Here is a 14,456-nt window from a genome sequence, read left to right as displayed (position 1 = left end):
GGCTGTTACATCAGAACCTGGTTCAGAACTTGTACTGTGCGCCCAGGTAATACTGACGACCGGTAGCATGGTAGTAGGTTAAGCGGTTACCGCTGGAATCTACCCATTGATCATCTACCTCATCCGTCAGGTTAAGTGCTTCCAGGCTGACTTTCCACTTGTCGGTTAGCTGATACGACAGCGCAGCATCAATATTACGGGTGGCGTTGGTGCCTTCCATATCATTATTGTTGCGGCCGATAGCGTTAGTCAGATACTCAGAACGGTCGGTCAGTGATACCCGGGCACTGAACTTATCATCCTCGTAGTACAGTGTGGCGCTGCGGGTGTTTTCTGATAAACCCTGCAGGTCTCGGGTAGCCAGAATTTGGCCGTCGGCATTTACGTAGTCAAGCTGGGCTTTAACATAGGTAAAGTTACCGATAAAACCAAAGCGGTTCCAGAACTCCGGTAAAAAGGTAAACGGCATTTGGTACTGTACTTCAAAGCCATACAGGTTACCGCCGGGGCCATTTAACGGCGTATTGGTTTGCCACTCTACGTTTTCATTACAATCTTCGCCATAACCCGGGCCGGCATTACAGGCATCAATCGCTGCCTGAATCGGTAAACCGGTTTCAGTGAAGGGCTTGGTTTCGCGCAGACCCTGCACATAGCTGTCGATTTCCTTACGGAACACGGCTACACCTAACAGCGATTCGTTGTCAAAATACAGCTCTAAGCCTAAGTCATAGGTTTTGGCTTTGGTAGGCTCCAGCGTCGGGTTACCGCCGCTGACACTGCGCGAGCCGCCGGATACTGACACCGACACGTTAGGCCGCAGGCTGCCTAACCCGGCACGGGCCATTACTTCAGCATAACCAAAGCGGATAATCACGTCTTCTAAAGGTTCAAACACCAGATTTAACGACGGTAAAAAGTCGTTGTAGTCATGCTTGGCGGTAATTAACTCATCCACCCCACCCAGTTTTGCCCAAGCGGTAGAGGATTGATCAGTTTTTACATAACGGCCGCCAACATCACCGCGAATTACGGTATCGCCCACTTCCGTTTCAAACGCCAGTTGTACATAAGCGCCTAAGGTTTTCTCTTCGGCAGAGTAGTTATCTACCAGGCGGTTTTCAATACTGACTTCAAAATCGCCGGTATTGCTGTAAATATCATATTCAGCTGCAAAGGCATTCAGATCCGGTACCAGCCAGGCACCTTGTGAGCCTAAACCGGAGTTGTAGCTGGTAATCAAACCTGCCGGCATAGCTATACCCGGCGTACCCGCCAGGCCACCCTCACTGCCAAGACGCGCTTCCCGAGTTTCAAATTCAAAGGTTTTATAGTGCAGGCCGCCGCGTAGCGTCAGGCTTTCGCTCAGCACATATTCCAGGTTCAGGGCAGCGTTATCAAAGGTATTTTCTGCGCCCAGCGGGCGTAAGCGCACACTGTTGATAGTCCAGTCATCCGTCTGATACACGCCGCTACCAAATAATAACTCCGGTGCCTGACGCTTGCTTCCGCGGTAGTCATAGCTAAAATCAACGCCGGTTTTTTCCATCACTACAGTGGTTTGGATTGGGTTGTCAAACTCGGACTTGGCGCGGCCAATCATGCCATCAATTTTCAGGTTGTCGGTTAGTTGGTGCTGGCCGCTTAAACTAAATTGCAAAAACTCGGTGCCCAATTCGTCGTAACGGTTTTCATTGCGCACAGTGGCATTTTCAAACGCCGCGTAGGTTGCGGTATTGCTGTCATCAATTTCGTAGTCCAGCACGTTCATGCGTGCGGCCTGGCTGTTACCGTTCAGAATACCCTGGGTAAAAATTTCATTACGGGTTGAATCGTCTTTGGCGTACAGAATATCCAGATTAAAGCGGGTTTCCATACTGGGGCGGAATTCAAAGGCGGCTGCCGCACCGGTGCGTTTTACATTATGGGTGTATGAGTCATAACGCGGTAAGCGCGGGCGGAAGGCGTCGTTAATAGCGTCTAATTCCGGAATCACCGGGTTTGCTTCTGTCGGTTCTACGCCCTGGTAGCGGCCAAAGTCGTTAACGTTATCCCAGCGTACTGTGCTGGCGCCTTCGTCTTTGACATTGCGCTCGGACATCGCCAGTGAAAACAGGGCGCCGAATTTGCCGTCAGCAAAAATATTGCTGACTAAAAACGACGCTTTAGGGTCGACTTCTTCGGATAAATCGTTGTAACCGGCCTGCACGTTAGCGGCAAAGGTTAAGCCGTCGTAGTCAAACGGCCGCGCGGTGCGCAGGTCTACCGTGGCGCCGAGCGAGCCTTCTTCAACATTGGCAGAAGCCGTTTTACGTACTGTCAGTTCGCTGAATAAATCAGACGAGAAAGTATTAAAGTCAAAGCCACGGCCACGGTTAGCACCACCAATTTGGTCGGTACCGCCGCTGGTAGACTGGGCTTCCATACCGTTAATGCGCACCCTGGTAAAATCCGGGCCTAAGCCGCGCACCGAAATTTGCCGGCCTTCACCGGCAGCACGGCTAATTGCCACGCCCGGAATGCGCTGCAATGATTCAGCTAAGTTTAAATCAGGGAAGTCGGCGATATCTTCGGCCTTAATGGTATCGGTAGAGCCGGTTTCAAAGCGCTTCTGGTTCAGGGCGCTGGCTAAACTGCCGCGAAAGCCACCGGTAACGGTGATCACTTCGATATCTTCTTCCTGCACTTGTGCCGGTGTTTGCTGCTCTGCTTGTTGTGCCTGCAGTGCCGGCGCCGCGCCGAGAATCGTTGCTAAACCGGCCAGGGTAAGCGCCCGTACCAGTTTAGTCGGGCGAAATTGTGTATTGCGATAAGCCATCTGTGTTCACCTCGTCCTGAATTGACTTGTTGTCGTAGCCCGGGTCATGCCGGGCTTTAAGTTTTTTTCGGAGCAAAGCTTTCTGCTCCCTGTCGATTTGCTTGTTTTGTATTCAGCTTATATGCTTTGTCTACCGGTGGCAAAAAAAACTTGCAATTTTGTGCCACCGATGGCAAAAAGCTAACACCATCAACTAAAATCTGTCAATTATTGATAGGTGTTAAATCAGTGTAATTTGTAACTGAATTATGTCAATTTTACTTAAGTGACTAATTTTAAAGGTTTGTTGCCGCATTTGATTTTTTGAGTTGTTCCATATTTGAACAATTCTATTGCTGCAACGGGCTAAACGAGCTAACAGGAGAGCCCTATGGCAAGCTTATTTTCACTGGCAGGACAGACCGCTTTAGTGACCGGCGCCAGTCGCGGTTTAGGCCGGGCAATAGCGGTAGCCTTAGCACAGGCCGGTGCCACAGTATTGTGTGCCAGTTCCACCGCAGATGGCAGCGCTGACACCGTGGCAGCTATCAATAGTGCCGGCGGCAAGGCCAGCGCGTTGGCGGCTGACTTAAGTAACGAAGCGGCAGTAGAGCAACTGGCGCAGCAAGCGCTGGCACAAGGGCCGGTGCATATCTTGGTGAACTGCGGCGGTACTATTTTTCGTGCGCCGGCGCATCAGTTCCCGATGAATGAGTGGCATAAAGTAATAGCAGTGAACTTAGATGCGGCTTTTTTACTGAGCCAGCGCCTGGGCGCAGAGATGATTAAACGCAAGCAGGGCAAAATTATTAATATCGCCTCGATGTTATCCTACAGCGGCGGTATTACCGTGCCGGCTTACACGGCCAGCAAACATGCTATTGCCGGTGTAACTAAAGCGCTGGCCAATGAATGGGCGCAACATAATATTCAGGTTAATGCTATTGCACCGGGCTATTTCAGTACCGACAACACTGCAGCGCTGCAGGCTGATACAGAGCGTAATGCAGCTATTACTGCGCGTATTCCGGCCGGTCGCTGGGGCGAGCCGGAAGATTTAGCCGGCGCGGCGGTATTTTTGGCTTCCAACGCAGCTAATTACGTCAATGGTCATGTATTAGCAGTAGATGGCGGCTGGCTGGCTCGCTGACACTTTTTATTTTTAAATTGAGGTTTTTATGACTGTTTTATTTGAGAGCCGTTATCCGACCCATCCGGATGACGTAAAGCACTACGATACTGACGAGCTGCGCCAGCATTTTCTGGTAGACAACCTGATGCAGGCCGACAAACTGGTGCTGTGTTACACCCACTATGAGCGGGTCATTGTCGGCAGCGCCGTGCCGGTAAAAGCAGCGGTTAAGCTGGACGCACCGGAGCCACTTAAAGCACAGTACTTTTTGCAGCGCCGTGAGCTGGGCATTATCAATGTTGGCGGCAGCGGCACAGTAACGGTTGATGGCACGGATTACGAGCTGAAAAATACCGAAGCGCTGTATGTTGGCATGGGCGCACGTGAGGTCAGCTTTCACAGTGCTGATAGTACCAAGCCGGCCAAATTCTATTTAAATTCCGCCCCGGCGCACCATGCGTATCCCACTAAACATCTGACAATGGATAACTGCACCGTGCTGCAGATGGGCGCGCTGGAAACCTCGAATGAGCGTGCTATTCACCAGCTGATGATTAATGACGTGGTTGAAACTTGTCAGTTGCAAATGGGCTTAACGGTGCTCAAACCCGGCAGTGTATGGAACACCATGCCGGCGCATCAGCATGATCGCCGGATGGAAGCCTATTTCTATTTTAACCTCGGTGATGAGCAGCGTGTGTGCCATTTTATGGGCCAACCGCAGCAAACCCGGCATATTTGGGTCGCCAATGAGCAGGCGGTGGTATCGCCGGCCTGGTCTATCCACAGTGGGTGTGGCACCAGCAACTATGCCTTTATCTGGGGCATGGCCGGTGAGAACCTGGATTACCACGATATGGATAAATTCCCGGCCAGTGCAATGAAGTAATGGCTGCACTAACACGTTGATACGTGCCTGCCATTGGCAGGCATTAAGTAAAGGCATGCAGTAAGACGTGCCGCTCCCGGCAACAGGGTAGGACGAGTTATGAAAAATTTCACCCGGCAGGCTTGCGCCATGCTGCTGGTTAGCCTTGGGCTGCTGGCAGGCTGCAAGCCACAGCAGGATGTTACCACCTTGCGTCTGGCGCATGCGCTGGATCAGGAACATGTAGTACACAAAGCCATGGTGCTGATGGGCGAGCGCCTTGAGCACTATTCCAACGGCGCTATGCAAATAGAGATATACAGCGGCGGCCAGCTTGGTAATGAGCGCGAATTAGTTGAGCTGCTGCAAATTGGCAGTTTGGCGATGACCAAAGTATCGGCCAGCTCGGTGGAAAGCTTTGCACCGCAAATGCGCGTATTCAGCGTGCCCTATATTTTTAATGACAATGCCCACCTGTGGCGGATATTGAACGGTAAAACCGGCACACAACTGTTGCTGGCGTTGCAGCCGGCGCGCTTACGTGGCCTGGGCTACTACGATGCCGGCAGCCGCAGTTTTTACTCTACCAATACCGAAATTCATACCCCGGCCGATTTGCGTGGCAAAAAATTCCGCGTACTGGCCAGCCAAACTGCGGTGCGGATGGTAGAGGCGCTGGGCGGCGCCGCCACACCGGTAGATTGGGGCGAGCTGTACACCGCGCTGCAGCAGGGCGTGGTTGATGGCGCAGAAAATAACCCGCCGAGTTTTTACTTATCGCGCCATTATGAGCTGAGCAAATACTACACCCTGGACGAGCACACCGCGGTGCCGGATGTGCTGATTGTCAGCTTGCCGGTATGGCAGGATTTAAACCCACAGCAGCAGCAGTGGCTGCAACAGGCGGCAAATGATTCGATTGCTTATCAGCGTGCCGCCTGGCAACAGGTATCTGATGATGCTTTAGCAGCGGTAAAAGCCGCCGGTGTCACGGTGATTTACCCGGATAAGCAGCCGTTTCGTGATGCTGTGGCGCCCTTTCATCAAAGCTTACAGCAAACCGATATCGGGCCTTTGTTGCAGCAAATTGCCGAAGTGGGCGCGCAAATGGAGCAAAGCCATGACTAAGTTAGTGCATTGGGTTGATAGCGTATTGAAGTGGTTTCTGGCGTCGTTAATGGCCGCCATAGTGTTGGTAGTGTGCTGGCAGGTGGTGTCACGCTATGTGTTAAATGCGCCCAGTTCGATAACAGAAGAATTGTCGCGCACCTTACTGATCTGGATTGGTATGGTAGGGGCGGCCTTTGCGTATCGTACCGGGGTGCATTTGGGCCTGGATATCGTTACGCAGAAGTTTTCGCCGGCAATACAGCGGCGTTTGGCGATGGTGCTGACAGCGTCGGTGGTAATTTTCGCTATCGCCGTGATGGTGGTGGGCGGCGGTAACCTGGTGGCGCTGACCTGGGAGCTGAACCAGATGTCAGCGGCGCTGAATATTAAGATGGCATATATCTACACTGTGCTGCCGCTATCCGGGCTGCTGATTGCGTTTTATGGCCTGTGCCAGCTGTACTTTATGCTGGCGCATAAGCCGATGCAGCAAGTTGAGGGGATGCACTGATGGAAATGGCCATTCTGGTATTGTTGCTGGTATTTTTCGGCTTATTGCTGTTAAACGTACCTATTTCATTTTGTATTGGTTTAGCCACTCTGGCGACCATACTGCTCAGCGTCGACTTTATGCCGGCGGTGACGACGATGGCACAGCGCATGGCCGGCGGTATTAACAGCTTTGCGCTGTTGGCGATCCCGTTTTTTGTCTTGTCCGGGCTTATTATGGGCCGCGGCGGCATTGCCAAGCGTTTAATCGAATGCGCCATGGCGCTGGTGGGCATGCTACCGGGCGGCCTGGCACTGGTTAATGTGGTGTCCTGTATGTTCTTTGGCGCCATATCCGGCTCAGCTGTAGCCGCCACCTCGGCTATTGGCAGCTTTATGTTGCCGGAGATGAAAAAGCAGGGTTACGACGTGAATTACAGTGCGGCAGTAACCGCCGCCGCGGCCACCACCGGCATGCTTATTCCACCGAGCAATATTTTGATTGTCTATGCCATTGCCAGCGGTGGGGTGTCGATAGCGGCGCTGTTTATCGCCGGGTATCTGCCGGGTATTTTGCTGGGCGCATCGCTGATGTTGGTGTGTGCCGGGTATGCCAAATTAAAGGGTTATCCGGTGGGAGCACGTTTACCACTGAAGCTGGTGGTACAAAAGGTAGCAGCAGCTTTGCCCAGCCTGTTTATGATTTTCCTCGTTATCGGCGGCATTGTCAGCGGCGTATTTACCGCCACTGAGGCCGGTGCTATTGCGGTGGTGTATTCGCTGATCCTGGCGGTAGGCATTTACCGTGAAGTTAACACCACTGAGCTGCCGGCTATTTTAATGAAAGCTGCCGAAACCACGGCTATTGTGCTGGCGTTAATTGCTACCTCGTCGGCGATGTCGTGGATTTTATCTTATGAGCAAATTCCGCAGGCAATAAGTGCTGCCATGCTGGCCGTTAGTGACAACCCGTTGCTGATCCTGCTGATGATTAACCTGATTTTATTGCTGGTCGGCGCCTTTATGGATATGACCCCGGCGGTGTTGATTTTCACGCCGATTTTTCTGCCGGTGGCGGTAGAGCTGGGCATGAGCCCGCTGCATTTCGGCATTATGATGGTGCTGAATTTATCCATCGGCCTGGTGTCACCGCCGGTGGGCAGTGTGCTGTTTGTCAGCTGCGCCATTGCCAAAACCAAGCTTGAGTCGATTATACGGCCATTAATGCCGCTGTATCTGGCAATGTTTGTGGTGTTGATGCTGGTAACCTATGTACCGGCGATCAGTGAATGGTTGCCACAGCAGTTTGGCTTTTAACTGGCTGGGTTGTGAACCCGGCGGGCTTTCAACAGATGGTAAACTCAGGAGTTAACCGATGGTAAGCTACGTGATCCCCAATCTGGCCAATGCTTGTCGTATTCTGTCGCTGGTGACAGAGTCGGACCAGGGCCTGAGTTTAACCGAACTGGAGCAGCGCTTAGCGGTGCCGCGCACTACGGCATTTCGCATTTTACAAACGCTGTGCCAGGAGCAGGTGCTGGAAAAGCACGGTAAGCGCTATCTGGTGGGGGCGCAGTTGTTTAAAATGGGCCTGAGTTTGCTCAGCTCGCAGCGTTTGCAGCAGCAGGCATTACCGATGCTGCAGCAACTGGCCCTGACTACCGGGCTAAGCAGCCATTTAGCCCTGGCCCATGCCAAGGGTGCTTTGCTGGTAGAGGTATGCGACAGCCCGAATCCGCTGCGGTTGGCGGCCCGGCCCGGCACCATTGCCGATTTTAACTGCTCCGCTGCCGGCAAGGTGTTTCTGGCATTTCATCATTTTGACCAATTACACAGTTTAGCGGCCGCCGGTTTATTTAAGCGCCGCACTTCACATAGCCTGGTGCAACCAAATGAGTTAACAACAGAGTTGCAGCGGGTACTGGCACGCGGGTATGCTAGCGACGAAATGGAATACCACGACGATGTGCGTTGCCTGGCGGTACCGGTGCGTGACAGTCAGGGGGCGGTAGTGGCAGCTGTTGGCATTACCGGGCCTCTGGCGTTGTTCGCAAAAAAAGTCCACACCGACCTGATTGCCAGCGTAAAGCAAACGGCAATCGATATCGCGCTCAGCACTTACCGGCCACAATTGGTCGGCAACAGCGCGCGTGGTCAATAAGATGAGACTTATGCAAAAACAAGCCACGATAAACGATGTTGCCCGTATTGCCGGCGTGTCTAAACGCACGGTATCACGGGTTATTAACGGTTCGCTCAGTGTTGGTGATGCTACCCGTACCCGGGTAGAAAAAGTGATCAGCGAGTTAAAGTATTCACCCAACACCCAGGCGCGAGGTCTGGCGTCCAGCCGTTCTTATCTGCTTGGCCTTATTTATGATAACCCCGATGCACTCTATCTGGATGACGTGCAGCGTGGTGTGCTGGAGGTCTGTTCTAACCTTGGCTACGAGCTGGTAGTGCACCCGTGCCGCTATCGCAGTGAAACCCTGGTGCAGGACTGTTTGCGTTTTATGCAGCGCTCCAAACTCGATGGCGTTATTGTACTGCCGCCGGTATCTGAGTCTGAAACCCTGGCGCAGGCGTTAAAAGAATCCGGCAGCCCTTATGTTCGATTAAGCTCAGTGGCGCTGGATGAAGCCAAGCATATAGTGGTATCGGACGACAGGGCTGCGGCGGCGGAGATGGCACGTTATTTTGCCCAGCTTGGCCATGAACGTATTGCTTTTATCAGCGGGCCGCAGCGCTATAAATCGTCAACCGAACGGATGGAAGGTTTTCAGTTAGGGCTGTCTGCCTATGGCATTAAAATTCGCCCGGACTGGATTATCGAAGGTAACAACACCTATGAGACCGGTATTGAATGCGCGCGCCAGTTGCTGCAGGCAGAGGAAAAACCAACTGCCATTTTCGCCAATAATGACCAAATGGCTGCCGGGGTATTAAAGGTGGCGCACAGTCTTGGCATTAAAGTACCGGAGCAGTTATCGGTAGCCGGCTTTGATGACAATATGCTGGCCTCGCGCGTGATACCGGCATTAACCACCATTAAACGGCCGGTACGGCAAATGGCATTGCTGGCCACCAGTAAAATGATTATGTCGATAGAAAACAACGACAAAGCTGCATCGAATGTCGCAGCAAAAGTGGCGCCTACCTTAGTGGTACGTGAGTCGACTGCCCGCGTAGCCGGCAGCAGTGACTAAGCCGCTTTGCTAACCGTTTAAACGAAACAAACTTTTATGCCACCGTTGGCAAAAAGTTTGCCGATTTACTTGCCACCGGTGGCAAATTGGTTATTATAGTAACAATTGCTAACGGAAACAGACTGAGCACGCCAGCTTAGCATCACCAGAGGTAACCGATGACAGACAGACAAAAGCGGCAACATTTAAAAACCTTAGGCCTGGCAGGAATGGGCTTATCAGTATGGTCATTAAGTGGCTGTTCGGCTGTGTCTGCTGTAACAACCTCTGCCAGCGACGCTGCCGATGCAGTGCTGTGGCAACAGGCCGATGCCATTATTGCCGCCATAGCACCGACACAGTTTGCCAAACGGGATTTTGTGATTACTGAGTTTGGCGCCAAAGCTTCAACTGATTTTGACAGTAGCGCCGCCATTAATGCGGCTATTGCCGCTTGTGCCGCTGCCGGTGGTGGCCGCGTGGTTGTGCCGGCCGGTCGCTTTAACACCGGGCCGGTGCATTTAAAATCGAACGTTAACCTGCACTTGCAAAAAGATGCGTTGTTATCGTTTTACCCTGAGCCAGCGCGTTACTTACCGGCGGTATTTACCCGTTGGGAAGGCGTAGAGCTGATGGGCTATTCGCCACTGATTTACGCCTTTGAGCAGGAAAACATCGCTGTTACCGGCGAGGGTATTCTGGAGGGTAATGGCAGCAATACGCAGTGGTGGCCGTGGAAAGGCAAATGGAAGCATACGCCATGGCAGCTGGACGCGAAAACCGATCAGGCTAATACCCGCACGCCATTGTTTGATATGGCTGAAGCTGGTGTACCGGTTAGTCAGCGTGTATTTGCCAACAACTATTTACGGCCGCCATTTATTCAGCCATACCGCTGTAAGCGGGTATTGATTGAAGGTATTACTATTCGTAACTCGCCATTTTGGCTGATCAACCCGGTGCTGTCAGAAGATGTCATAGTGCGCGGCGTTAACTGCGTTAGCCACGGGCCGAATTCTGATGGTTGCAACCCGGAGTCCAGCAACCGGGTATTAATTGAAAACTGCTTGTTTGATACCGGTGATGATTGTATTGCGCTGAAATCCGGCCGCAATAACGATGGCCGCCGTTTGGCAACACCGGTACAAAATGTGGTGATCCAGGATTGCATGATGCGTGCCGGCCACGGTGGTGTGGTGCTGGGCAGCGAAATTTCCGGTGGCGCACGTAATATTTTCGCCCGCCGCTGCCGGATGAGCAGCCCGGATTTAGAGCGCGGCATTCGTATTAAAACCAACTCGGTACGCGGCGGCTTAATCGAAAATATCTATATCCGCGATATTGATATCGGCGAAGTAAAAGACGCTATCGTGATTAACTTCTTCTACGAAGAAGGCGATGCCGGTTCGCACTTGCCGCAGGTAAAGAATTTGCATATCAGTAATTTACGCGTGCAAAAAGCCCAGCGGGCGTTTTTGCTGCGTGGTTTTGAGCGGGCGCCGATCAGCGGTGTCAGTTTGCATCATGTGCAGTTTAACCAGACCGCCAGCCTGGGTGTGCTGGAGAATGTCGCGCAGATTGATGCGGTCGATCTAACCTTAAATGGCGAAGCATTAACATTATGACTGGTATGAGTGTGGTTGCAGCCACGGGGGCGAAAACCGGTTTGCCCACACCAACACGCCGTGAATACGTCCCTGTAGGCTCGATTCCGGCATCCATGCCGTCAACGGTTGGTTTAGGGCAAGCCGGTTTCCACCTGCTACAGTCCCGAACAACGCGTTTTTTTAACCCCAGTTTGCCACCGCTAGACAAGGTGCAGGAAGGCTGAATATGAGCACAGAGCAAAAACCAGGTTGCAGTACCAGGCTGGATACCCCGGCAGATATCGGCGAGCAATTGCAGGTGTTGCAGGTACACCCACGCGACAACGTGGTGGTGGCCTTGCAACCGCTGACGCAGGGTGTGGCGCTGCCCGAGCCGTTTGCGCAGTTAACCGCGCAGCAGAGCATACCGGCCGGGCACAAAGTGGCGCTGACGAATATTGCCAAAGGCGAAAGTGTCATTAAATACGGCTTTGCCATCGGTGCGGCGACTACTGATATTAAAGCCGGTGAGCATATTCACTCGCACAACCTGGCAACTAAACTCAGCGGCCAGGTTGATTATCGTTACGACGGCTGCCAGGCGCAGCCGTTGGCGTTTCCTGATAGTTTACCAACTGAATTTATGGGCTATCGCCGTGCCAATGGCAAAGTGGGCACCCGCAATGAGCTGTGGATCATCAACACCGTTGGCTGCGTTAACCGCGCCGCCATGCGGGTGGCTGAACAGGCACGCAAATTGTACGGCGATGATATCGACGGTATTTATGCTTTTACCCATCCGTTTGGCTGCTCGCAGCTGGGCGATGATTTAGACCATACCCGGCGTTTACTGGCTGGGCTTATTCAACACCCCAATGCCGGTGCGGTGTTGGTGATGGGGCTGGGCTGTGAAAACAACCAGTTGAGCAAGTTACTGGCCGCAAGTGAAGGTGTTGATCTAAGCCGCATCCGCTCTTTTAATGCCCAGCAGGTGGAAGATGAAATAGAGCAGGGCTTAGCTGCAGTAGCAGAGCTGGTGGCGCAGATGCGCAGCGATAAACGCACGCCGTGCCCTGTGTCAGATTTAGTTATGGGCATGAAATGTGGTGGCTCTGACGGCTTAAGCGGTTTAACCGCTAACCCGCTGGTCGGCCGCATTGCCGATTTAGTCGCCGCCGGTAATGGCAAAGTAGTACTGACCGAAACGCCGGAAATGTTTGGCGCCGAGCAGGTGTTTATGGCGCGGGCGCAAAACGAGCAGGTGTTTGGCGATATTGTGACCTTGGTAAATGATTTTAAGCAGTACTTTATCGACAACAAACAGCCGGTGTATGAAAACCCGAGCCCCGGCAATAAAGACGGCGGCTTAACCACACTGGAAGAAAAATCGCTCGGCGCCATTCAAAAAGGTGGCTCGGCGGTAGTAAACCAGGTGATCCGTTATGGCGATATGGCCAGCCAAAGTGGCTTAACCCTGCTGGAAGGGCCGGGTAATGATGCGGTGTCATCCACCGCCTTAACCGCCGCCGGCGCAACCTTGCTGCTGTTTACCACCGGCCGCGGCACGCCGCTGGGCTTTCCGGCACCAACCGTTAAAATTTCGTCCAATTCTTCGCTGGCATCACGCAAGCCGCAGTGGATTGATTTTGATGCCGGCGGCCTGCTGCAAAAAGGCCGGGACGCCGAGCAGTTCAGCCATGACTTTTTCCGTTATCTGATCGATGTTGCTTCCGGCAAAGCTACGCGCAACGAGCAGTCAGATAACCGCGAAATTGCCATCTGGAAAAATGGCGTGACGCTCTGATACGTAACATCAGAACAGATATTGAATTTAAACACTTTTTATAACAGGACTTGAAAATGGCACAGAGTCGTCGTTTAGAACTGCACCCGGACCGCTTATTTCCGTCAGATCCGGTGGTGCGCGATATCGCCCGGCGTTTATATCAGCAAATTAAAGACTTGCCGATCGTTAGCCCGCATGGCCATACCGATCCACGCTGGTTTGCTGAAGACGCCAACTGGGACAATGCCACTGCGTTATTGCTGCTGCCGGATCACTATGTGTTTCGTATGTTGTACAGCCAGGGCATTAAGCTCGAAGAGCTCGGCATCCGCCGTAAAGACGGCGCCGTAGTTGAGGGTGACTACCGCAAAATCTTTCATATTTTTGCCAAACACTATTACCTGTTTCGTGGCACACCGTCGCGCATTTGGCTCGACACGGTATTTCACGATGTATTTGGTTTAACCGAAACTCTGTGCGAAGAAACCGCTGATCATTACTACGACAGCATTAATGCCCAACTGGCTAAGCCGGAATTTAAGCCGCGGGCGCTGTTGCAGCGTTTTAATATCGAGCTGATTGCCACCACCGAAGGTGCGTTAAACGACTTAAAACACCACGCCAAACTAAAAGGCACCGGCTTTGAAACCCGCGTTATTACTACCTTCCGCCCTGACGATGTTGTTGACGCCGACCGCGCTGATTTTGCCGCTAACGTGGCTAAACTGGGCGAAATTACCGGTGAAGACACAAAAAGCTGGCAGGGTTATCTGGCAGCACTGCGCAAGCGCCGCGCTGTATTTCGCGAGCATGGCGCCACCGCTACCGATCACGGCCACCCAACCGCTATTACCGCCGATTTACCAATGAAAGACGCCGCCGCGCTGTTTCAACGCTGTTTAAGCGGTAAAGCCACACCGGCAGAAACCGAGCTGTTCCGCGGCCAGATGCTGACTGAAATGGCCGGCATGAGCCTGGAAGATGGCATGACGATGCAAATTCACCCCGGCGCACACCGTAACCACAACCAGGTGATTTTTGAGCGTTTTGGTGCCGATAAAGGCGCGGATATCCCCAGCCCGACCGAATATGTACAAAACCTGAAACCTTTACTGCAGAAATACGGCAACGAAGCCAGCTTAAACATCATTCTGTTTACACTGGACGAAACCACATATGCCCGTGAACTGGCGCCGTTGGCAGGCCATTACCCGGCATTAAAACTCGGCCCGGCCTGGTGGTTCCATGACAGCCCGGAAGGCATGTTGCGTTTTCGCCATCAGGTAACTGAAACCGCCGGTTTTTATAACACTGTGGGTTTTAACGACGATACGCGGGCGTTTTTATCGATACCGGCACGGCACGACGTAGCAAGGCGCATCGACTGCCGCTTCCTGGCAGGCTTAGTGGCCGAGCACCGTTTAACCGAAGAAGAAGCCGGCGAGTTAGCCTACGAGCTGACCTATGGCCTGGTAAAGAAAGCGTATCAACTAAAGTAATGTG

Annotated in this window: 11 protein-coding genes; 10 read left to right on the top strand and 1 reads right to left on the bottom strand. The window is 52.6% G+C overall.

Going from position 1 to position 14,456, the window contains the following annotated elements:
* Positions 1–22: 22 nt before the first annotated feature.
* Positions 23–2,818 (bottom strand): TonB-dependent receptor, encoded by a 2,796-nt coding sequence (locus ACTZWV_RS12940; RefSeq protein WP_444786943.1) that lies wholly within the window; start codon positions 2,816–2,818, stop codon positions 23–25.
* A 370-nt stretch (positions 2,819–3,188) separates the two neighbouring features.
* On the opposite strand from ACTZWV_RS12940, the gene ACTZWV_RS12935 reads away from it, so the two are divergent.
* The 10 genes from ACTZWV_RS12935 (at position 3,189) to uxaC (ending at position 14,452) form a co-directional block, all read left to right on the top strand.
* The gene (locus ACTZWV_RS12935; protein WP_444786942.1) at positions 3,189–3,947 is read left to right on the top strand and encodes an SDR family oxidoreductase; all 759 of its coding nucleotides are present in this window, start codon (positions 3,189–3,191) and stop codon (positions 3,945–3,947) included.
* Positions 3,948–3,975: 28 nt separating this feature from the next.
* Positions 3,976–4,818: a 5-dehydro-4-deoxy-D-glucuronate isomerase gene (kduI, locus tag ACTZWV_RS12930; protein ID WP_444786941.1), complete on the top strand. Its 843-nt coding sequence runs from the start codon at positions 3,976–3,978 to the stop codon at positions 4,816–4,818.
* A gap of 99 nt (positions 4,819–4,917) precedes the next feature.
* The gene (locus tag ACTZWV_RS12925) at positions 4,918–5,925 is read left to right on the top strand and encodes a TRAP transporter substrate-binding protein (protein ID WP_444786940.1); all 1,008 of its coding nucleotides are present in this window, start codon (positions 4,918–4,920) and stop codon (positions 5,923–5,925) included.
* Positions 5,918–6,418, top strand: coding sequence for a TRAP transporter small permease (locus ACTZWV_RS12920; protein ID WP_444786939.1), 501 nt, complete (start codon positions 5,918–5,920; stop codon positions 6,416–6,418). Before ACTZWV_RS12925 ends, ACTZWV_RS12920 begins: the two co-directional genes overlap by 8 nt.
* Positions 6,418–7,713: a TRAP transporter large permease gene (locus ACTZWV_RS12915; protein ID WP_444786938.1), complete on the top strand. Its 1,296-nt coding sequence runs from the start codon at positions 6,418–6,420 to the stop codon at positions 7,711–7,713. The genes ACTZWV_RS12920 and ACTZWV_RS12915 overlap by 1 nt, the downstream gene beginning before the upstream one ends.
* Before the next feature lie 58 nt (positions 7,714–7,771).
* Positions 7,772–8,557, top strand: coding sequence for an IclR family transcriptional regulator (locus ACTZWV_RS12910; protein WP_444786937.1), 786 nt, complete (start codon positions 7,772–7,774; stop codon positions 8,555–8,557).
* A gap of 10 nt (positions 8,558–8,567) precedes the next feature.
* Positions 8,568–9,602 carry a LacI family DNA-binding transcriptional regulator gene (locus tag ACTZWV_RS12905; RefSeq protein ID WP_444786936.1) on the top strand — a complete coding sequence of 345 codons (1,035 nt, stop codon included), beginning with the start codon at positions 8,568–8,570 and terminating at the stop codon, positions 9,600–9,602.
* Positions 9,603–9,760: 158 nt separating this feature from the next.
* Positions 9,761–11,206 carry a glycoside hydrolase family 28 protein gene (locus ACTZWV_RS12900; protein WP_444786935.1) on the top strand — a complete coding sequence of 482 codons (1,446 nt, stop codon included), beginning with the start codon at positions 9,761–9,763 and terminating at the stop codon, positions 11,204–11,206.
* Between the two features lie 208 nt (positions 11,207–11,414).
* Positions 11,415–12,971 carry a UxaA family hydrolase gene (locus ACTZWV_RS12895; protein WP_444786934.1) on the top strand — a complete coding sequence of 519 codons (1,557 nt, stop codon included), beginning with the start codon at positions 11,415–11,417 and terminating at the stop codon, positions 12,969–12,971.
* 56 nt (positions 12,972–13,027) lie between these two features.
* Complete coding sequence (uxaC, locus tag ACTZWV_RS12890; protein WP_444786933.1) at positions 13,028–14,452, top strand: glucuronate isomerase; 1,425 nt, start codon at positions 13,028–13,030, stop codon at positions 14,450–14,452.
* Positions 14,453–14,456: the final 4 nt, after the last annotated feature.

It is taken from the genome of Rheinheimera sp. NSM (assembly GCF_052380015.1).
Lineage (GTDB): Bacteria > Pseudomonadota > Gammaproteobacteria > Enterobacterales > Alteromonadaceae > Alishewanella.
The sequence above is the reverse complement of the archived record's forward strand: the minus strand, read 5'-3'. Positions and strand labels throughout refer to the sequence as shown.

Bases quoted from the DNA above. Each gene is read 5' to 3' on its own strand.
- ACTZWV_RS12940 (WP_444786943.1), bottom strand. From the start codon at position 2,818: ATGGCTTATCGCAATACACAATTTCGCCCGACTAAACTGGTACGGGCG.
- ACTZWV_RS12935 (WP_444786942.1), top strand. From the start codon at position 3,189: ATGGCAAGCTTATTTTCACTGGCAGGACAGACCGCTTTAGTGACCGGC.
- kduI (WP_444786941.1), top strand. From the start codon at position 3,976: ATGACTGTTTTATTTGAGAGCCGTTATCCGACCCATCCGGATGACGTA.
- ACTZWV_RS12925 (WP_444786940.1), top strand. From the start codon at position 4,918: ATGAAAAATTTCACCCGGCAGGCTTGCGCCATGCTGCTGGTTAGCCTT.
- ACTZWV_RS12920 (WP_444786939.1), top strand. From the start codon at position 5,918: ATGACTAAGTTAGTGCATTGGGTTGATAGCGTATTGAAGTGGTTTCTG.
- ACTZWV_RS12915 (WP_444786938.1), top strand. From the start codon at position 6,418: ATGGAAATGGCCATTCTGGTATTGTTGCTGGTATTTTTCGGCTTATTG.
- ACTZWV_RS12910 (WP_444786937.1), top strand. From the start codon at position 7,772: ATGGTAAGCTACGTGATCCCCAATCTGGCCAATGCTTGTCGTATTCTG.
- ACTZWV_RS12905 (WP_444786936.1), top strand. From the start codon at position 8,568: ATGCAAAAACAAGCCACGATAAACGATGTTGCCCGTATTGCCGGCGTG.
- ACTZWV_RS12900 (WP_444786935.1), top strand. From the start codon at position 9,761: ATGACAGACAGACAAAAGCGGCAACATTTAAAAACCTTAGGCCTGGCA.
- ACTZWV_RS12895 (WP_444786934.1), top strand. From the start codon at position 11,415: ATGAGCACAGAGCAAAAACCAGGTTGCAGTACCAGGCTGGATACCCCG.
- uxaC (WP_444786933.1), top strand. From the start codon at position 13,028: ATGGCACAGAGTCGTCGTTTAGAACTGCACCCGGACCGCTTATTTCCG.